This window comes from Phreatobacter aquaticus, from assembly GCF_005160265.1.
Classification (GTDB): domain Bacteria; phylum Pseudomonadota; class Alphaproteobacteria; order Rhizobiales; family Phreatobacteraceae; genus Phreatobacter; species Phreatobacter aquaticus.
This window is the reverse complement of the sequence record NZ_CP039865.1, coordinates 2,315,974-2,334,767: the sequence shown is the minus strand read 5'-3', so window position 1 is coordinate 2,334,767 and position 18,794 is coordinate 2,315,974. Positions and strand designations below refer to the sequence as shown.

Below are 18,794 nucleotides of genomic sequence, written 5' to 3'. Positions count from 1 at the left end.
ACGACGCGTGACGCCGATTACTGCTTGGTCGCCTTCGGCGAGGTCGCCTGCGGGGCGGGCACCGGCACACCCGGCTGGGTCGTCGCCGGGCGCGGCGCGGCCTGTTCGGGCTGGATGATCGCCTGGCGCGGACCCGGCTGCTGCTGGGGCGGCTGGGCATCGGCCCGCTCGGGCGAGCGGACACCCGGCGTCGGGGCGGTTGCCATCGGCGTGCTGGAGCCCGGCGCCGGCGCATTGGCCGCCGCGTTGATGGCTGGCACCGGATCGGCAACGCCTGCGCCAAGCTGCGGATTGACGGTCGCGCCATGACGCGCGGTTTCCTGCAGGATGCGGCGGAGATCGGCCGGATCGAGATCAGGCTGCCGCTCGAGGATCAGGGCCGCGATGCCGCTGACATGGGCAGCCGCCACCGAGGTGCCCGACGAGATCTGGTAGCCGCCCTGCGGGGCCGGCAGCAGGACCTCGACGCCGGGCGCGGCGACCGACACGTGATTGCCGCGCGTTGCCGCTTCGAACAGGTTGCCGTTGCGGTCGGTTGCGGTCACCGCGATGACATTCTGGTCTGCCGCCGGATAGGACGGCGGGGCATTCGGCCCCTCATTGCCCATAGCTGCGATCATGGTGATGCGCCGCTCGGCGGCCACCTGGATGGCCCGGGTCATCATCGGATCGCGCGGACCGGCAAAGCTCATATTGATGATGCGCACATTGTTGCGGATCGCCCAGTCCATGGCCTTGAGGATGTGAAGGCTGGTGCCGGAAGCGCCCGCCGCCTGGCCCGGCGCGAAGGCGCGCACCGCATAGATGTCGGCTCCGGGCGAGACGCCGGTCAGCTGGGCATGGGCGACGATGGCACCCGCCATGCCCGTGCCGTGCTCATGGGCCAGGAACGGGCCACCGACGGCATCGAACGAGCGCACGACGCGGCCAGCCATTTCCGGATGGCTTGCATCGATGCCGGAATCGATCACCGCGATCGAGATCCGCGATCCGCGCGCCATCTGATGTGCTTCCTGCAGACGCAGGGCATCGACGACATATTGCAGCGATCCGCCCGAGGCCGCCGTGCTGGCGGCGCTCTGCAGCCGGAAGCGGAAATCCGGCCGGTCGAATGCGTAGTTCGGCTGGACATAGGCGATCTGTTCGTCACGCGTCAGTTCGCGGATGGCCGCCGGCACGTCCTGGCGGTCGGGCACGCGGTAGCGATGCACGACCGTGCCCATGAAATCGAGCCGCTCCTCGCTGATGAGGCGCAGGTTGTAGCGCGCGATCACGCGGGCCAGGGTCTCGCGCGGCGCGTCCGGCTTCAGGACGAACAGGACCTCGCCCGATTGGTAGCGGCGCTCGGTCGGCATCGGCAGGCCGGGCACATAATTGGGATCGCGGGCATAGACGCCGGCCTCGGCGCGCGAGCTTGCGATGATGGAGGTGATGGCGGGAACGGCGATCGCGGCGGCCGTCGCAGCCGCGGCAGCGCCGGCGAAATTGGCAGCGCCACCGAAACCGAAGCCACCCGGACCACCGGGAGGACGACCGGCGAAGTTACCGGGACCACGTCCGAAATTGCCAGGACCACGGCCGAAATCGCCTGGGCCGCGTCCGATATTGCCGGGACCGCGCCCGATGTTCCCGGGCCCACGCCCGATGTTCCCAGGACCACGACCGATATTCCCGGGGCCGCGACCGATATTGCCTGGCCCGCGACCGATGTTTCCAGGACCACGACCAAAATCGCCCGGGCCACGACCGATGTTTCCAGGACCGCGACCAAGATCGCCGGGGCCACGACCGATGTTTCCGGGACCGCGGCCAAAATCGCCCGGACCACGACCGATGTTTCCGGGACCGCGGCCAAAATCGCCGGGACCACGACCGATATTTCCGGGGCCGCGGCCAAAATCACCGGGCCCACGACCGATATTGCCGGGGCCACGACCGATATTGCCGCCGGGCATCCGGCCGACATTGCCCATGTTGGGCACGCGTCCGATCGTCGGTGCGCGCCCGACATTCGGGACGCGGCCGCGCGTGACGTTGGAGCGCCCGCGGGTCAGATTGCCGAGGCCGCCGAGACCTGGGATGCTGATGCCGAACTGGGCATAAGCCGGCATGCTGTCAACCGCCACCATGCCGATGGCGCCAGCCAAAAGCGCGAGCCACGTCAGAGGCTTACGCCGTTTCGGGGACATTTTCCGCGCGCCGTCGGCATTGACCATGGCTTTGCATCCTTCGAACGAACGATCGCGGCGACCCTAGACACCGAGTGTTTCTATTTGAATGCGCAAATGGTGCGGTTCTGAGGCGAAAACGCATGCCCACGGCACACGTGTTTCGCGCTCAGTTGGAGGTCCCGACAAAACGCACGATGTCGGACTTGGCGCGCAGCTGGCCGACGACCCGCTCGACATCGGCCTGTGCCATGCCGCGAGCGCCGATGCGCACCTTGTAGACGCCACCCTGGCGCGGCCCCTCGACGATGATCGCCTGGTTCTGCTGCAGCAACATCGTCATGTCGGACGTGGTGGCCTGGTTGGTGAAGCCGACCAGCACGAAGGTGCCAACGGCATGAACCGCATTGTCGGTGGAATAGGATGCCGTGCGGAAGGTCGCGCCTTCGCCCAGATAGGCCGAGCCAATGACACCAGCCTGGAGGACGAGGGCAACAGCCGCCGCGCCCGCCGCATAGGCCAGGGTCCGCGGCTGGAAGGCCGCGAGCTTGGAACCGAGCCAGTCGGCGAAGCCGGCCTTGGCACGGGACGCCACATGGGCGAAGCGGGCCGGCTCGGCATCCACCTTGCGCATCAGGTCGTCGAGCACCCGCGCCGAGGGAACCGGGGCGTAGTCGGCGAGCTGAAGGGTTGCGTGCTGGTCGTCGCGAACGAGTTCAAGCTCCTCGCGCAGCGTCGGATCGGCAGCCATGGCGGCCTCGACGCGCGCCTTGTCGGCGGCGTTGAGCGTGCCGGCTGCATACCAGGGAAGCAGCTCGGAAATGGCCCGGCGCTCGGATGAAGTCTCGATGGGATTGCGCGTCGTCATGGCCAACCTCGATCAACTCCCGCGCTCTGCATGAGCTCCTGGAGTTTTTTGCGCGCATAGAACATGCGCGTCTTGACGGTGTTTTCCGGGATACCGACGATTTCGGCCACTTCGGAGATCGATTTCTCCTGGTAGTAGACGAGATCGACAATTTCCCGGTGCTCGGGTGAAAGCTGGTCGATGCAGCGACGGATCGCCTGCGCCTTGTCAACTTTCTGAGCCACCACCTCGGGCGTGTCCGCCTCGTCTGCTATGGCGCCAGCCTGTTCCTCGTCGAGGGCCTCTTCCCTGGGTCGCCGCAACTTCGACAACGCCTTGAATCGGGCCATTCCGAGGATCCAGGTCGAGACGCTGGAGCGCCCCTCGAACCTGTCAGCCTGCCGCCACACGTCGAGGAAGACTTCGCCGATCAGGTCCTCGGCCGTCCCTTCGTCCTTGATGAACCGGAGAATGAACCGGAACACGCGGACATTGTGACGGGCGTAGAGGGCCCTGAAGGCGAGACGATCGCCCTTGGCAACGCGGAGGATTAGGTCCTGGTCGCTGTCAGACTGCATCGTCACTTCCGAGCCGGTGGGCTCGTATGGTCAGTCGCGGCGAGCGCGGGAAAGGTTCAAGAGCCATCTGAAGAATCTTTTCCGACATGTGGATCGGGCAGGCCGTACCATGACGGAACCTAGCCCTAGGTCAACCTTCCAGACCCTTGTCGAGCGTCATTCGGGCCACCTGATGGCGAGCGCGCGACAGGGCTCAGCGCGGAATGAGCGCCCAATAGTCGAGGTCGAGAATGACCGAGGGGTCATAGTCCTCGCCGGTGCGGCGGGGGAAATCGCCGCAAGGGCGGTCCTTCGTCGCGATGGTGCGCACGCGCAGCGCGCCGACATCGTCGCGTCCGGGCAGGTCCTGCACGTCGAGGATCTCCGACCAGGCGAAGACGGTATTGCCGGCAAAGAGCGGAGCGACATGCCGGCCCCCATTGATCGCAGCGATGTGGAACGCGTTGGCCAGACCGTTGAACGACAGCGCGCGGGCGATCGAGATGACATGGCCGCCATAGATCAGCCGGCGCCCGAAGCGGCCCTGGCCCTCGGTGAACTGGTTGAAATGCACCTTGGCGGTGTTCTGATAGAGCCTGGTCGCCATCATGTGTTCGGCTTCTTCCACCGTCGTGCCGTCGACATGGTCGATCATCTCGCCAGCCACATAGTCGCGGAGGCGATGGCGCTGGCCGGAGAGACCGGTGTCATAGGCCTGGGGATCGATGACTGGGCAGGCATCGCCGAGTTCGGCCGGTTCCAGCGCCTTGGGCAAGGCCGGCACGAGTTCGCCGGGCGCCCGCGCCGATTCCACGCGCTTCCTCACCATGACCCAGCGCACATAGTCGAGCACCTGCGTACCGTTCTGGTTGACGCCGATGGAACGGACATAGACGACGCCGGTCTTGCCGTTCGAGTTCTCCTTCAGGCCGATCACCTCGGAGACGGTCGACAGCGTGTCGCCGGGATAGACAGGCGCCAGGAACCGGCAGCCGGCATAACCGAGATTGGCGACAGCATTCAGCGAGACATCGGGGACGGTCTTGCCGAAGACGATGTGAAAGACCAGGAAATCGTCGACCGGGCTATGCGGATAGCCGATTGCGCGCGCAAAGGCGTCGGACGACTGGACGGCGAAACGCGGCCCATAGAGCGCGGTATAGAGCGCGACGTCGCCATGGGTCACCGTGCGGGGCGTGGCATGGCGCAGCGTGTCGCCGAGGCTGAAATCCTCGAAGAAGCGGCCGGGACTGGTCTTCGGCATGGCGGGTCCTCCTCGTTGAGCGGCCAGTCTATGCCGTGCTGCAGTGCGAAGTCCAAGCAGCCCGAACGGGGGATCGACCCCGTCTGTGATCTCGCACCCGTGGCCGAGTTCCCAAAGCCGGATCGATCGGCTATCGATCGGCGCCACGAACCGCCGTTCAGGGCGGCCTGTTCCACCAAGGCGACCATGGCTCCGACATCGATACCCGGCCGGCCCTATCTGATCCTCGCCTCCGGCTCGCCGCGCCGGCTGGCCCTGCTGCAACAGGCCGGCATCGAGCCGGACCGGTTGCTGCCGGCCGAGATCGACGAGACGCCCTGGCCGCGCGAAAGCCCGCGCAAGCTGGCTCTCAGGCTTGCGCGCGAGAAGGCCGCCGAAGCGGTCAAGCGCCTGCGCGACGATCCCGAGGCACCCGTCGGGTCGATCCTGCTGTCGGCGGATACGGTTGTCTGCGTCGGCCGGCGCATCCTGCCGAAGGCGGAGACGATCGAGGAGGCTGCGGCCTGCATCCGCCTGCTCTCCGGACGCTCACACCGCGTCTATACCGGGCTCTGCATGGTCGATCAGGCCGAGCGGGCGCGCACCAAGCTGATCGAGACCCGCGTGCGCTTCAAGCGCCTGTCGAAGGGCGAGATCGAGGCCTATCTCGCGTCGGGCGAATGGCGCGGCAAGGCTGGCGGCTATGCGATCCAGGGCATAGCTGGCGCGTTCGTCGTGTCGTTGTCGGGTTCCTACACGAATGTGGTCGGGCTGCCGCTGACCGAGGCGGTCGGGATGATCGGATCGGCGGGCTATCCGGTGACGCTCGGCTGGATCAGCCAGGGTTGATGCGATGAACCCGGTCAATGATAACGACAAGCCTGTCGAGCCGCCCGTCGCCTGCCCGATCTGTGGCAAGCCGGCACTGGTGCGCTTCAAGCCGTTCTGCTCGAAGCGTTGCGCCGATGTCGATCTCAATCGCTGGATGAAGGGCGTCTACGCGATCCCCGCTCGCGAGGATGACCAGGGCGACGACGACGACCAGGGCTGAGCCCACGCCACAAAAGACAATGCCGCCCGGAGGCGGCATTGCTGGTCGCCACGTGTGAAGTGGTCAGGCCGCCGTCAAAGCCGTCTCGCGCTGGCCGCGCCAGGCGATCGCACCACGCGGCGTTTCGCCATGGGCGCCACGCGCTGCATCGACGGCCGAGGCCATCAGAACCATCTTGTCGCGAATGCCGAGGGCATAGTGCTGGACAATGACCGAGGCGATGGCGTGATGGCTGATGCTGTCGGCCAGGACGTCGTCCAGGCGGTGCACGGCGGCATCGAAAGCCACCGTCATTTCGTCCATGTCTTCGCTCGTGAAGACTTCATTCATGTCGAGGCCTGCGAGGGCGCGTGGCATAGGGCAGCTCCTTCTCGCTCGTCATTCCAATGAAAGGACAACCTGGCGGACAAATGTGGACTGACTATGGCACAGCCCCCTGCAACGTCAACGCGATAATGTGCTGCATTGCACGCAAATAGACGCTGCAACGCGACAAAAACCGGCTATTCCGGCCGATTTTCGTCGCTTTTTACCGACAACGACGCGAGACACTCAGGCGAAGCCGCCGCTCTCAAGCAGGCCATCCAGGCGCCCGAAGCTGCTGGTCCAGCCATAACCGTGGCCATCTCGCTGGGTATTCGAGCGGAATGGAGACTGGCGGAAGGTCATGCGGGTCTTGTCACCCTCATCGGCGAACAGCACGGTGACCAGGGTTTCCAGTCCGCGCTCGCCTTGCTCATCCCACGCGAATGTGAACACGAGACGCTCGGGAGGCGTCACTTCCCGGAACTCGCCACCCTGCCAGAGCAGTTCGCCGGTCTCCACGGCGCGCAGACAATGGCGCCACCGGCCCCCCTCGCGCACATCCATATGCATCTCGACGGCAGGGTGCTCGACCGGCCCCCACCAGCGCATGGCGTGGACCGGATCGGTCCAGAGCCGAAACACCAGTTCGCGTGGCGCATCGAACAGGCGTGTGAGCAGGAGCTCGTCGCCGGCCCCGGGAACCGGCTGGTGGTCGGGTTGCGCTGCCGGGGTCATTGGCATTCTCCGTTGAGGGCGGGACGGGCCGTCAGGCCGCGGTCTCGCAATTGACCATCCAGGGCGTGCCGAAGCGGTCGGTCGCCATGCCGAAGCGATGCGCCCAGAAGGTCTGGGCGAACGGCATCTGGATCGTGCCGCCCTCGGCCAGAGCCGTGAAGACGCGCTCGGCCTCGGCCTCATCGTTGATCACCAGCGAGATGCACACGCCCTTGGTGCCGGTGTGAACGCCGGGCGGTGCGTCACCCCCCATCAGCACATTGCCGCCGAACTCCATCCGGGCGTGGACGATCGCGTTCTGCTTGTCAGCCGGCATGGCCGAGGCGGCCGGTGTCTCGCCAAAGGGAATCATCGCCGTGATCTGGCCGTTGAGCACGGTCTGGTAGAAGCGGAACGCCTCCTCGCACTGTCCATCAAAGCCGAGGTAGGGAGACAGGATCATTGCAGCCATCGGAAGAAACTCCGCAGATGTTGAGGGTCAACGCAGCAGCCCGCCGCCGGTCGCGACACTGCTGCAATAATTGCGGGAGGTTGGGACTAGCGCTCGGCAACCTGCTTCATGCTGGCCAGGCCCGCCTCGAAATCCTTGCCGACCATGCGGTCCATGCTGACGAAGATCGTGATCAGCTTGGTGATGAACGGGCTCGGGCCATGCATCGCCCACGTGACACGCGTGCCACCCCCCTCGGGCCGGATGGTGAACTCGGCGATGTTGTGGGCCTCGAAGGGTTTGGAGAAATCGAGCTTGATCGTGACACTCTCGGGCGTCTGGCCGGTGATCTCCATCCGTCCGGCGCCCGCCTTGCCGGTGCCGGCCCAGCCATAGGTGGCGCCGACACCACTCGGCTGCCCGCCGAAAGTGCGGGTCATGGTCGGGTCGATCTTTTCGAACGGCGACCACTCCGCCCAACGGTGGAAGTTGGCGATCAGCGGCAGGATTTTCTCAGGCGATGCGGCGATGACGATGGATCGCTCCAGCCGGAAGGAATCGGGCCGGGTCGTCGCGTAGGCGCAGAGGCCGGCAATCAGAACGACGAGCGTGATCAGGGCGTAGGTCATGATCCGGAAGCTCCTTGCCATCAGGCCTTATCCTGCACCGATCGCAGATAGGTCTCCAGCTGGCCGAACGTTCCGCCCCAGCCCTGGGTCATGCCGGCCTTGCCCTGGTCGAAGGTCTGGGCCTCGATCTCCGTCGGATTGAGTGCCCGAGCCTCGAGCCGCAACATCGTGCCTCGGGCCGTTTCCGTGAAGATCACGGTGGACAGCATTTCGCGCGGCCAGGTCGGCGCCATCGGATGGACGGTCACCCCACCCGCCTCGTCGGAAAAGCCCGCGACAAAGACCAGACGTTCATTCTCCACGATCTCGCGGAACGTCCACAATCCCCACATCGTCGCGCCGCCCGGCGCGCGCATGCCGTAGTGGAAGCGGCCACCGGGCTTGAGGTCCAGCGTGCTGCCAACAACGGTGAACCCGACAGGGCCGAACCAGCGTGCGAGGTGATCGGCTTCGGTCCAGACCTTCCAGACCAGCGCCAGAGACGCCTGGACCTCGCGGGATATGGCGAAATCGCCGGTCAGACGGTCAGTGGTTGCGGTCATCGGGGGATCCTTTCTGAAGCGCTTGCAGGTACGCGTCGAGGCGGTCGAAACTTGCGTCCCAGAAGCGGCGGTAATGGTCGAGCCAGCCTGCGACTTCGCCCAGCGGGGCCGCCTCCAGCCGGCACGGTCGCCATTGCGCTTCCCGCCCGCGGCTGATCAGGCCCGCCCGTTCCAGCACCTTGAGATGTTTGGAGACCGCCGGAAGGCTCATGGCAAACGGCTCGGCAAGATCGGTGACGGAGGCCTCGCCTTGCGACAGCCGCGCAAGGATCGCCCGGCGTGTCGGATCCGCGAGGGCCGACAGGGTGAGGCTCAGCTGGTCGGCTGCCATGCGATGGACATTGCCCCTGTAATTAACTCATCGGTTAAATACAAAGATCCTATCGGCGCGTCAAGGCGTCAGCCTGGGTATCGCTTCGCCGTCTATTGGGGAGGGCGGGAGGCCGCGTCCGTGAGCGTTTTCACCATCGACCAGGGACCTTGCGAGTTGGTCGTGCGGATGTCGTCGACCAGCCAGCGGCCGCCCTCGCGGACCAAGTCGAACCGGTTCTCGCGCGGCTGTTCGTGATTGGTGAAGCGGGCGCGCACTTCGGCACGATCGCCGGACTGGGCGATGAGATCGACGGTGACCGGTCCCAGCCGCCAATCATTGCCGTTGACGAACACATCCCAGTCGATGGTTCCGACCTCGCCCTCAGGGGTCGCGGCTTCATCGGCCGCGATGAGGCGGGTCAGCCGCGCGCTGTAGACCTGGCGGAGAGCCGGGCCGCCGAGCGTGGCGCCCCGATAGGCCACATAGATCGCCTGGATCGCATCCACCGGGCCCGGCTGACGCGGGGCCTCGGCGGCCGTGATCGGCCAGGTCGCAGTCAAGGACAGCAGGAATGCGAGAACGAGGCGGATCATGGCAGGCTCCGGGGCACCGTGATGTCACGTGCCAGCCATGGGTCGCCGTCGCGACAACCAAGGTTCAACGGCGCGGCATGTCGGCCGCCGAACCCGCGCTCGCTGTCATTGCTGCATGGGAATATTCGCCGCCTTGATGACCGCCGCCCATTTCGCCGTCTCGGCCTTGAGGAAGGCGCCGAACTGCTCGGTCGACATCGGCGCCGGCTGGGCCGCGAAACGCAGCAGCCGCTCGCTGGTGTCCGGCTCTTTCAGCGCGCGCACGACATCGGCATTGAGCTTGGCGACGACGTCGGCAGGCGTGCCTTTCGGCACGACGATGCCAGACCAGGAATGGGCGTCGAAAGTCGGCAGGCCGGCTTCCGCCATGGTGGGGATATCGGGCAGAAGCGGCAGCCGCGCCGGCGAGATGCCCAGGGCGCGGACCGTCTTGGCCTCCACCTGGGGAACGGCTGTCGGACCATCGGCGAACATCAGCTGCACATGGTTTCCGAGCAGGCTCGCCATGGCCGGCGCGCTGCCGCGATGGGCGACATGCAGCATGTCGGTGCCGGTGATGCTCTTGAACAATTCGCCCGCCAGATGGGTGCCGCCGCCCATCCCCGCGGACCCGAACGAGAGCTTGCCCGGATTGGCCTTGGCATGGGCGATCAGGCCCTTGATGTCCTGGAACGGCAGTGAGGGATGAGCGCAGACGATGATCGGAAAGATGCCCGCGCCGCTGATGGGCAGAAAGTCCTCGAGGAAATTGTAGGGCAGGTTCGGCTTGAGGCTCGGATGGACCGAATGATGGATGGCGCAGACCAGCATGGTGTAGCCGTCGGGCGCGGCCTTGGAGACCGCCTGCGCCCCGATGACCGCATCGGCGCCCGGACGGTTCTCGATGATCACCGGCTGGTTCCAGTAGCTCGACAGCTTCTGCCCGATCTCGCGGGCTGTCAGGTCCACCGGACCGCCAGGCGGGAACGGCACGATCAGCGTCACGCGGCGATCGGGAAAGGATTGCGCGCGGGCTGGCAAAACATGGGCCGCGGCTAGGCCGGCAGTGGCGGCAAGGATGGTCCGGCGGCTATGGGGCGGCATCGAGCGTCTCTCCTGAAGCGTTTTTGAAACGATATTTCAGACAAGAGAGAATGGCATTTCCAGCACGGCGGCAAGCCCTCCGAGCGGCCCATGCCGGACGTCATCTGCAGCACCTGCCGTGCGGCGCCGGTTAACTTGACAAATTTCATCAAGATTTTATTGGATTCGCGCCGCTAATCTCCATCAATCTCCAAGACCAGGCCGTTCATGATCCATCAGCCCGCCACATGGCTCGATCCGCGCAGCGGAACCGTACTCGACCAGGGCACCCTCATGGCGGAGCTGGCGCAAAAGCAGGTCGTGCTTATTGGCGAGAGCCATGACGTGGCCGAGATCCATCGTTGGCAGTTGCATGTCGCGGTGATGATCGCCGCGCACAATCCGAACATCGCCCTGGGATTCGAGATGTTCCCAAGGCGCGTCCAGCCCGTGCTCGACCACTGGGTGGCGGGTGCGTTCGACACCCGGGCCTTTCTCGAGGCCAGCGAATGGCAGACGGTCTGGGGCTTTCCGCCGGAAATCTACCTGCCGCTGTTCCATTTCTGCCGGCAGCAGCGTGTGCCCATGCTGGCGCTGAACTGCCATCGCCCACTGGTGACGCGCGTCGGCAAGGATGGCTGGGACGCGATCCCGGAAGCTGAGCGCGACGGGCTGACGCCGTCTGCCACCGCAACGCCGGCCTATCGCCGCTATCTGTTCGACCTGACGGGTGCCGGTGGCCGCGCGCCTGGCCCCACCGGCCCGGTCCGCTCGCCCGACGATCCCGGCTTCGACCGTTTCGTGCGCGCCCAGCAATGCTGGGACCGGGCCTTTGCCTGCAACATTGCGCGAGCCCGCGCCGTGCCCGAGCCGCCGCTGGTGATCGGCATCATTGGCCGGGGCCATCTGGAATATGGTCACGGCACGCCGTTCCAGCTGGCCGATCTCGGCATTCGGGATGTCGCGGTGCTCCTGCCCAATGAAGCGGAAACACTGACCATCGAGCCCGATCGCCAGTTGGCCGATGCGGTGTTCCGGCTCGACGTCGTCGACCCCAGGCTGACGCGGCAGATGCGGCCGAGACTGGTCGCGGGTTAGGGGCAGCACCCCGCCTGACGCGGGGCCGGCCTACCGCAGGGTGCTAGCCATGGCCGCCGCAAGCGGTTATTGCAGTGCAATATTCTGCGCCTGGACCGCTCCCGAAGCTCGAGCGGCCTCCGCATCCCCGGCTGTACAAGAACCATGACCCAGACAGAGACACCGGCCGCCGGGCCCTATCCGGGGCTGGGCTTCCGCCAGTTCGTCGCGCTGATGGCCGCCCTCATGGCGACCAATGCGCTCGCCATCGATTCCATGCTGCCGGCGCTGCCGGAGATCGGGGACGCGCTCGGCATCACCTCCGCCAACGACCGGCAATGGGTGATCACGTCCTATCTCTTGGGCTTTGGCGCGGCGCAGATCATCTATGGCACGCTCGCCGACCGGTTCGGCCGCCGCCCCATCCTGCTCGGCGGCCTCGCTATCTATGCGCTGGCGAGCCTGGCGGCAGCCTTCGCGCCCGACTTCACCACCATGATGATTGCCCGCGTGGTGCAGGGCATCGGCGCAGCCGGCACCCGCGTGCTCGCCGTGTCGATCGTCCGCGACACCTATTCGGGACGGCAGATGGCGCGGGTGATGTCGCTCACCTTCATCGTGTTCCTGGCCGTGCCGATCCTCGCGCCTTCCATCGGCCAGGCCATCGTGCTGGTGGCGCCCTGGCGCTGGATCTTCATCCTGCTCGGCCTGTTCGGCGTCGTCGTGTCGGCCTGGGTGATCGCCAAGCTGCCGGAGACGCTGCATGCCGACGACCGCTCGCCGATCGAGGTGAAGCCGATCCTCGCCGCCTTCCGGCTCTGCCTCACGCTGCGCGTGCCGGTCGGCTACATGCTGGCCATGACCTTCATGGTGGGCGGCCTTTTCGGCTTCATCAATGCCGCGCAGCAATTGTTCGTCGACGTGTTCAAGGCGGGCGACATCTTCACCGTGATCTTCGCCGTGGTGGCGGGCTTCATGGCGCTCGCCTCGTTCCTCAATTCGAAGATCGTCGAGCGCTTTGGCATGCGCCGCGTGTCGCATGGCGCGCTTCTTGGCTATCTCACCGTCACCGCGCTGCATGCGCTGGTGGCCTTCACCGGCCACGAGACGCTGTGGACCTTCTCGCTGTTCCAGTGCGCCACCATGTTCTGCTTCGGCCTGATGGTGTCGAATTTCGGCGCCATGGCGATGGACCCGCTCGGCCATGTCGCCGGCACGGCCTCGTCGGTGCAGGGCTTCGTCTCGACGGTGGGTGCGGCCCTCATCGGCTTCTGGATCGGCCAGCATTTCGACGGCACGGCGCTGCCGATCGTAGCGGGGTTCGCGGTCTGCGGCTGGCTGGCGCTGGCCATGGTTCTGGTGGCGGAGCGCGGCAAGCTGTTCCGCCCGCAGAAGGGCCCGTGAGGTAGGGGCGTTCCGTAGTCATCCGGGCGGGCGTCGGCCCACCCGATATGCGAGCCTTCGCGTCCCCCGAGAGGCGAAGGACGACGCCATGCCCCGCGCAGCCACGCTCCGTGCAGCCCTCCTGATCCTGACTCTTGGCGCCCTGCCCGCGGCCGCCGCCGAAGAGGCGGTGCAGCTCTCCGGCGGCTATGGGTTGTTGAACGCTCCGGCCCGGCCGAGCGCGGCGGTGGTGCTGATCCCCGGCGGCAATGGCTATCTCGGCATCCGGCCGGATGGCTCGTTCTCGGGGCTTCGCGGCAATCAGCTGGTGCGCACGCGCGCCGCCTATGCCTCGGCGGGTGTCGCCTCGCTGGTGATCGATGCCGGCGTGTCGGCTTCATCCGCCATCACCTATCTCCGCACGCGGTTCAACAAGCCGGTGACGGTGGTCGCGACCAGCCGCGGCACGCTGCAGCTCGCCGGTGCCTTGTCGGCGCGGCCGAACGGCATGGCGATCACCGCGGGGTTCCTCAACGAAATCCGCGGCCAGATCGGCTCAGCGGCCAGCCTGCCGCCGACGCTGGTCGTGCACCACCGGCAGGATGGCTGCCGCTTCACCCCGCCCTCCGGCGTCGAGCCGTTCAAGGCCTGGGGCGGCGCGCGTGTCAGGGTGGTCTGGATGGACGGTGGCCAGGATCGCGGCGATCCCTGCCAGGCGGCGGGCTATCACGGCTTTGCCGGGCAGGATGGACGCGTGGTGGGGACGGTGGCGGGGTTTGCCAAAGGCGTGAGGTAGGGGGCGGCTTGCCGCCCAGATGCACCTGCCATATATTCTGTCATTGTTCTCTGTCGACCGAGATGGCTCACCAATGGCTCCCAAGACTGGAAAGACGATTTCTCGCAAGTCCACAACGGGCCAGTTCGTGACCGTCGGCCCACGCGGGACGGTCCGTACTGCCAGCTATTTCGGCAAGGATGGCCTGGTCGTCATCGAACGTGTCGCGGACCGCTTCGGCGTGTCGAAGGCGCAGCTGGCCGACACGATGGGCGTGAAGCCGGAGACATTCCATCGAACTGCCCGGGCGAACGCTCCGAAGACGCAAGGACGCGTTACCGAGATGGTCGAGATCGTTGCGCGCGTGAGCGATTGGGCCGGCGGCGAGAAACAGGCGCTGGCCTGGTATCGCGCCGAGCCCCTGCCCGCCTTTGGCGGGCGGACGGCGGAAAGCCTGGTCAAGGACGGCAAGGCCGGGCCCTTGCGCGACTGGCTGGACCATGTCGCCACCGGCGGTTTCGCCTGAGGTGAAGCTCATCCGCTGGACCGGCCTTGCCTACCGGGCGCATGACCCGCGCTGGGCGTGGACGCCGCTGTCGGGCGAGGGCGCGGCGATCCATGGCGGGCGGTTCAACGCGAAGGGCACGCCCGCGCTCTATCTGGCGCTGACCATCGAAGGCATGTTCGCCGAGGTCAGCCACGGCTTTGCCCGCCGCTTCCCGCCGCTGACGGTGGTGACCTATGACGTGGACTGCGACGACATCGTGGACCTTGCGACGGAGGCGGGCCGCGGAGAAGCCGGCACGACGCGCGCCGCAATTGCCTGCCCCTGGGCGCTGGACCGCGCCGAAGGCCGCAAGCCGGCCTCATGGACGCTGGCGGAACGGCTGAGGCGCGAAGGCGCGGCGGGTGCGCTGGTGCCGAGCTTCGCCAATGGGGCGACGGAGGGGATGCGGAATCTGGTGCTGTGGCGTTGGGGTGGGGAGAGGCAGAAGGTGGTGGTGTGGGATGAGGAGGGGAGGTTGGGATGACGCCTCGAAGCGAGCAAGCGAATATTGGCTAATAGGCTAGATTATATTTATCATTTTTGCTATGTTGAGGTGAGTTCTAAGTCAATGACCAGATGCGTGACAGCGACAAATGTTTGAAAGCGCTCTGATTTTCCGGGGTACCGGCGATCAAGACCAGATTGACATTGGCCTGATTGCTGAAACGCTATTTTTCTACGGGAAAACCCATCTTCTAATGCATCGCGGGGCAATAGCCTCACTAGCGACCGCATTTAGCGGCCCCGACCTTGATATACTTCTGAAAAATCCCAATGTACAGCTAACCTATCTCCCGAATTTTTTCGGGGTTGTCTCGGCAGGGCTACCCAAGAGCCATCAATTTATCTCCGCTACAATTGGCGCTGGCAAGAGACCTCCGAGGAAGGGGGACTACCGCGAGGCTATATTTGAGACCGTTGAGAGAGCCCTTAAGGGACGCGATGACGCCCAACGAATTGCAACTCTCATTGCCGACAAGGCGAGGCCTCACAGATATTCTGGAGATAACAGACCAGAATCGATAATAAAAATATGTCAGGACGATTTAATCGATGTCAATTTCTCTAATGAAATAGCAAGGAAAATAATTAGACACCTTACTCCCGATTACATTATCGACAACAATTTCCGTTTTGACTTAATAAAAATTAATGATGGATACGCAATAGATACAAATATTGACTTTGATTTGGCAAATGAAATTTATCACAAAAAAATACCACCCAGCCACAGCACGCTATCTCCCGCCTACATTATGTCACATTTCGTTACCGCGAGAGCAGACACGTTCTTTTCTGCGTATTATATGTCAGAACCTGTTATATCCCCCCTTTATAGCGAGATAATCCAAGAAAAACATATGGAGTTCCTTGTTCGTCGGAGATCTCATGACAATGAGATTGCCTTGTTTCATGATATTATTTTACCAAATTTTCCGCTAATTCGTGAATCTATAAACAACGGAGATCGTTCATTTAGTGAATTTTCTGCATTACTAGAGAAAGCTGACCGTTTTAAACAATGGATTCAAGTCACGAATCCGAACGAAGGGCTAGTCCAACACTATCATCGTTCTGCTACGAGCCAGACATGGGCTGATAAGTTGCCCACAAAGTCGGTCCGCTTCGCGGTCGCAACTGGACTAGGCGCAATTGCGGATGCCGTCTTTCCAACGGGACTAGGTACGGCAGCAGGGCTTGCCGTGGGAGCGGCCGATAGCCTCTTCTTGGACAAACTGATCAAGGGTTGGCGACCGAACCAGTTCATAGCGTCCGAGTACAGCAATTTTCTCTCGCCTACCAAGAGGTCGCCGCCTTGACACCCTCCCTCCCCCTCCCCTATGGTCCGCGCCCTAACCAGCTGGAGCCGCACACCGTGCGTTTCATTCTTATTGTATCCGGGGCGCCATTGTCGGACGTGTGAGACATTACACGGCAGCCGATCGGTGGCGCTCAAAACAAGGTCCCTCGCGGGGCCTTTTTTGTTGCCCGGAACCCCGCATTCGCATTGAACAGCCAGACCAACGAACGACCTGAGGAACGACCCATGTCCCGCGAGATGACCGGCGCCGAAATGGTGGTGCAAGCCCTGATCGACCAGGGCGTCGACACCCTGTTCGGCTATCCCGGCGGCGCCGTGCTGCCGATCTATGATGCGATCTTCCAGCAGGACTCGGTCAAGCACATCCTCGTCCGCCACGAGCAGGGCGCGGTTCATGCGGCTGAGGGCTATGCGCGCTCCACCGGCAAGGTCGGCGTGGTGCTGGTCACCTCCGGCCCCGGCGCGACCAATGCCGTGACCGGCCTCACCGACGCCTTGATGGATTCCATCCCTGTCGTCTGCTTCACCGGCCAGGTGCCGACCCATCTCATCGGCTCGGACGCGTTCCAGGAGGCCGATACGGTCGGCATCACGCGCCATTGCACCAAGCACAATTACCTCGTGAAATCGATCGAGGACCTGCCGCGCATCCTGCACGAAGCCTTCTACGTGGCGCAGAACGGCCGGCCGGGTCCCGTCGTCATCGACATCCCCAAGGACATCCAGTTCAAGGCGGGCAAATACGAGAAGCCGCGCGACAACCAGCACAAGACCTACCGGCCGCAGATCAAGGGCGACCTCGGCAAGATCAAGGCGGCGATGGAGCTGATCGCCAAGGCCAAGCGCCCGGTCTTCTATACCGGCGGCGGCGTGATCAATGCCGGCCCGCATGCCTCGGCCCTGCTCCGCGAGCTGGTGCGCGCCACCGGCTATCCGATCACCTCCACCCTGATGGGGCTTGGCTCCTATCCGGCGAGCGACAGGCAGTGGCTGGGCATGCTCGGCATGCACGGCACCTACGAGGCGAACCTCGCCATGCACGGCTGCGACTTGATGGTGAATATCGGCGCGCGCTTCGATGACCGGATCACCGGGCGGCTCGACGCCTTCTCGCCGGGCTCGAAGAAGATCCATATCGATATCGACCCGTCCTCGATCAACAAGAACGTCAAGGTGGATATCGGCATTGTCGGCGATTGCGGCCACGTGCTGGAAGACATGGTGCGCCTCTGGAAGGAGGTCTCCGGCCAGGTGGACAAGGCGGCGTTCAAGAGCTGGTGGGACGAGATCGAGGGTTGGCGCGCACGCAAGTCGCTCGCCTACACAAACTCGGACACGATCATCAAGCCGCAATATGCGCTGGAGCGGCTGGAGGCTTTGACCAAGCACCGCAAGCGCTTCATCACGACCGAAGTCGGCCAGCACCAGATGTGGGCTGCCCAGTACCTCCACTTCGAGGACCCGAACCACTGGATGACCTCCGGCGGCCTCGGCACGATGGGCTATGGCCTGCCGGCGGCGGTGGGCGTGCAGCTCGCCCATCCGAAGGACCTGGTGGTCTGCGTTGCGGGCGAGGCCTCCGTGCTGATGAACATGCAGGAGATGTCGACGGCGGCGCAGTATCGGTTGCCGATCAAGATCTTCATCCTCAACAACGAATATATGGGCATGGTGCGCCAGTGGCAGCAGCTGCTGCATGGCGGGCGCTATTCGGAAAGCTATTCGCAGGCGCTGCCCGATTTCGTGAAGCTCGCCGAGGCCTATCACGCCAAGGGCATCCGCTGCTCGGACCCGGCCGAACTCGACGGTGCGATCCAGGAGATGCTGGATTATCCGGGGCCGGTTCTGTTCGACTGCCTGGTGGCCAAGGACGAGAACTGCTTCCCGATGATCCCGTCAGGCAAGGCGCATAACGAGATGATCCTGGGCGATGCGGTCACGGATATCGGCTCGGTGATCGACGCCAAGGGCAAGCAGCTGGTGTGAGGGCCGACCGGCCCTCCCCTCCTCTCTCAATCGAAAAGACGAACAGCCCCATGGCCCAGTCCCAGTCCGCCTATTTCCTTTCCGACGCCGTCGATGCCACCCGCCGGCACACGATCGCCGTCATCGTCGACAACGAGCCGGGCGTGCTCGCCCGCATCGCCGGCATGTTCTCCGGCCGCGGCTACAATATCGAGAGCCTGACGGTCTCGGAGACCGAGCACGAGCGGCACACCTCGCGCATCACCATCGTCACGACGGGCACGGAAAAGATCATCGAGCAGATCAAGACCCAGCTTGATCGCCTGGTTCCGGTGCATCGCGTGGTCGATCTGACGGTGCAGGGCGAGGCGCTGGAGCGCGAGCTCTGCCTTCTCAAAGTGCGCGGCAAGGGCGATGCCCGCGTCGAGGCGCTGCGGCTTGCCGGCGCGTTCGGCGCCCGCACGCTGGACGCGACGCTCAATTCCTTCGTCTTCGAGCTGACCGGCACGACCGAGGAAGTCGAGCGCTTCATCCGTCTGATGGGCGTGGTGGGACTGGTCGAAGTGTCGCGCACTGGCATCGCTGCCATGAGCCGCGGACCGGAAGGCATGCAGGAAGCGGCCTTGCCGGATGGCGCACAGGGACGCTGAATAGACGGAGCATTTGCAAGCGAAGTGGGCACCGGTTCGCGTGAAGCAAATGCGACCCACGTCTACCTCCTTCGTCTGACCTCGCATTCAGGGCACGCC

23 protein-coding genes are annotated in these 18,794 nt (G+C 64.6%); 11 read left to right on the top strand and 12 right to left on the bottom strand.

Annotation, left to right across the window (positions count from 1 at the left end):
* Window positions 1-17: 17 nt before the first annotated feature.
* A complete protein-coding gene (locus tag E8L99_RS10940; protein WP_137099564.1) occupies window positions 18-1,355 on the bottom strand; it encodes a S8 family peptidase in 1,338 nt (445 codons plus the stop codon).
* Here E8L99_RS10940 and E8L99_RS10935 point away from each other — a divergent pair.
* A complete protein-coding gene (locus E8L99_RS10935) occupies window positions 1,332-2,300 on the top strand; it encodes a hypothetical protein (protein ID WP_137099563.1) in 969 nt (322 codons plus the stop codon). The two genes, E8L99_RS10940 and E8L99_RS10935, sit on opposite strands and share 24 nt — an antisense overlap.
* A 37-nt stretch (window positions 2,301-2,337) precedes the next feature.
* Here the strand turns inward: E8L99_RS10935 and E8L99_RS10930 are convergent, their stop codons facing one another.
* The 3 genes from E8L99_RS10930 to E8L99_RS10920 form a co-directional block, all read right to left on the bottom strand.
* Entirely contained in the window at window positions 2,338-3,036 is a 699-nt protein-coding gene (locus E8L99_RS10930; protein WP_137099562.1) for a hypothetical protein, read from the bottom strand.
* Entirely contained in the window at window positions 3,033-3,593 is a 561-nt protein-coding gene (locus E8L99_RS10925; protein ID WP_137099561.1) for a sigma-70 family RNA polymerase sigma factor, read from the bottom strand. The genes E8L99_RS10930 and E8L99_RS10925 overlap by 4 nt, the downstream gene beginning before the upstream one ends.
* Window positions 3,594-3,786: 193 nt before the next feature.
* A complete protein-coding gene (locus E8L99_RS10920) occupies window positions 3,787-4,836 on the bottom strand; it encodes a MaoC family dehydratase (protein WP_137099560.1) in 1,050 nt (349 codons plus the stop codon).
* Window positions 4,837-5,022: 186 nt separating this feature from the next.
* Here E8L99_RS10920 and E8L99_RS10915 point away from each other — a divergent pair, with 186 nt between their 5' ends.
* Entirely contained in the window at window positions 5,023-5,664 is a 642-nt protein-coding gene (locus E8L99_RS10915) for a Maf family nucleotide pyrophosphatase (RefSeq protein WP_168201830.1), read from the top strand.
* A gap of 4 nt (window positions 5,665-5,668) precedes the next feature.
* The gene (gene yacG, locus E8L99_RS10910) at window positions 5,669-5,866 is read left to right on the top strand and encodes a DNA gyrase inhibitor YacG (protein WP_137099559.1); all 198 of its coding nucleotides are present in this window, start codon (window positions 5,669-5,671) and stop codon (window positions 5,864-5,866) included.
* 63 nt (window positions 5,867-5,929) lie between these two features.
* Here the strand turns inward: yacG and E8L99_RS10905 are convergent, their stop codons facing one another.
* The 8 genes from E8L99_RS10905 to E8L99_RS10870 form a co-directional block, all read right to left on the bottom strand.
* Window positions 5,930-6,223, bottom strand: a complete 294-nt coding sequence (locus E8L99_RS10905; RefSeq protein WP_137099558.1) for a hypothetical protein — start codon at window positions 6,221-6,223, stop codon at window positions 5,930-5,932.
* A 195-nt stretch (window positions 6,224-6,418) separates the two neighbouring features.
* Complete coding sequence (locus E8L99_RS10900; RefSeq protein ID WP_137099557.1) at window positions 6,419-6,907, bottom strand: SRPBCC family protein; 489 nt, start codon at window positions 6,905-6,907, stop codon at window positions 6,419-6,421.
* 31 nt (window positions 6,908-6,938) lie between these two features.
* Window positions 6,939-7,358: a VOC family protein gene (locus E8L99_RS10895; RefSeq protein WP_252511336.1), complete on the bottom strand. Its 420-nt coding sequence runs from the start codon at window positions 7,356-7,358 to the stop codon at window positions 6,939-6,941.
* A gap of 86 nt (window positions 7,359-7,444) precedes the next feature.
* Complete coding sequence (locus E8L99_RS10890; protein WP_137099556.1) at window positions 7,445-7,966, bottom strand: SRPBCC family protein; 522 nt, start codon at window positions 7,964-7,966, stop codon at window positions 7,445-7,447.
* 20 nt (window positions 7,967-7,986) lie between these two features.
* A complete protein-coding gene (locus E8L99_RS10885) occupies window positions 7,987-8,508 on the bottom strand; it encodes an SRPBCC family protein (protein ID WP_137099555.1) in 522 nt (173 codons plus the stop codon).
* Window positions 8,492-8,839, bottom strand: a complete 348-nt coding sequence (locus tag E8L99_RS10880) for an ArsR/SmtB family transcription factor (RefSeq protein ID WP_137099554.1) — start codon at window positions 8,837-8,839, stop codon at window positions 8,492-8,494. The genes E8L99_RS10885 and E8L99_RS10880 overlap by 17 nt, the downstream gene beginning before the upstream one ends.
* Before the next feature lie 92 nt (window positions 8,840-8,931).
* Window positions 8,932-9,414, bottom strand: a complete 483-nt coding sequence (locus E8L99_RS10875) for a DUF3828 domain-containing protein (protein ID WP_137099553.1) — start codon at window positions 9,412-9,414, stop codon at window positions 8,932-8,934.
* A gap of 105 nt (window positions 9,415-9,519) precedes the next feature.
* A complete protein-coding gene (locus E8L99_RS10870; RefSeq protein ID WP_137099552.1) occupies window positions 9,520-10,497 on the bottom strand; it encodes a Bug family tripartite tricarboxylate transporter substrate binding protein in 978 nt (325 codons plus the stop codon).
* Window positions 10,498-10,704: 207 nt separating this feature from the next.
* Here E8L99_RS10870 and E8L99_RS10865 point away from each other — a divergent pair, with 207 nt between their 5' ends.
* The 8 genes from E8L99_RS10865 (at window position 10,705) to ilvN (ending at window position 18,695) form a co-directional block, all read left to right on the top strand.
* Window positions 10,705-11,574 carry a ChaN family lipoprotein gene (locus E8L99_RS10865; protein WP_137099551.1) on the top strand — a complete coding sequence of 290 codons (870 nt, stop codon included), beginning with the start codon at window positions 10,705-10,707 and terminating at the stop codon, window positions 11,572-11,574.
* A 144-nt stretch (window positions 11,575-11,718) separates the two neighbouring features.
* Window positions 11,719-12,957, top strand: coding sequence for a multidrug effflux MFS transporter (locus E8L99_RS10860; RefSeq protein WP_215907073.1), 1,239 nt, complete (start codon window positions 11,719-11,721; stop codon window positions 12,955-12,957).
* An 88-nt stretch (window positions 12,958-13,045) separates the two neighbouring features.
* Window positions 13,046-13,732, top strand: coding sequence for an alpha/beta fold hydrolase (locus E8L99_RS10855; RefSeq protein WP_137099550.1), 687 nt, complete (start codon window positions 13,046-13,048; stop codon window positions 13,730-13,732).
* A 127-nt stretch (window positions 13,733-13,859) separates the two neighbouring features.
* Complete coding sequence (locus E8L99_RS10850) at window positions 13,860-14,237, top strand: antitoxin Xre/MbcA/ParS toxin-binding domain-containing protein (protein WP_252511335.1); 378 nt, start codon at window positions 13,860-13,862, stop codon at window positions 14,235-14,237.
* A gap of 10 nt (window positions 14,238-14,247) precedes the next feature.
* Window positions 14,248-14,742, top strand: coding sequence for an RES family NAD+ phosphorylase (locus tag E8L99_RS10845; protein ID WP_137102073.1), 495 nt, complete (start codon window positions 14,248-14,250; stop codon window positions 14,740-14,742).
* A 109-nt stretch (window positions 14,743-14,851) separates the two neighbouring features.
* Window positions 14,852-16,078 (top strand): hypothetical protein, encoded by a 1,227-nt coding sequence (locus E8L99_RS10840; protein ID WP_137099548.1) that lies wholly within the window; start codon window positions 14,852-14,854, stop codon window positions 16,076-16,078.
* Between the two features lie 227 nt (window positions 16,079-16,305).
* Window positions 16,306-18,066 (top strand): acetolactate synthase 3 large subunit, encoded by a 1,761-nt coding sequence (locus tag E8L99_RS10835; RefSeq protein WP_137099547.1) that lies wholly within the window; start codon window positions 16,306-16,308, stop codon window positions 18,064-18,066.
* Between the two features lie 50 nt (window positions 18,067-18,116).
* Window positions 18,117-18,695, top strand: a complete 579-nt coding sequence (ilvN, locus tag E8L99_RS10830; RefSeq protein ID WP_137099546.1) for an acetolactate synthase small subunit — start codon at window positions 18,117-18,119, stop codon at window positions 18,693-18,695.
* Window positions 18,696-18,794: the final 99 nt, after the last annotated feature.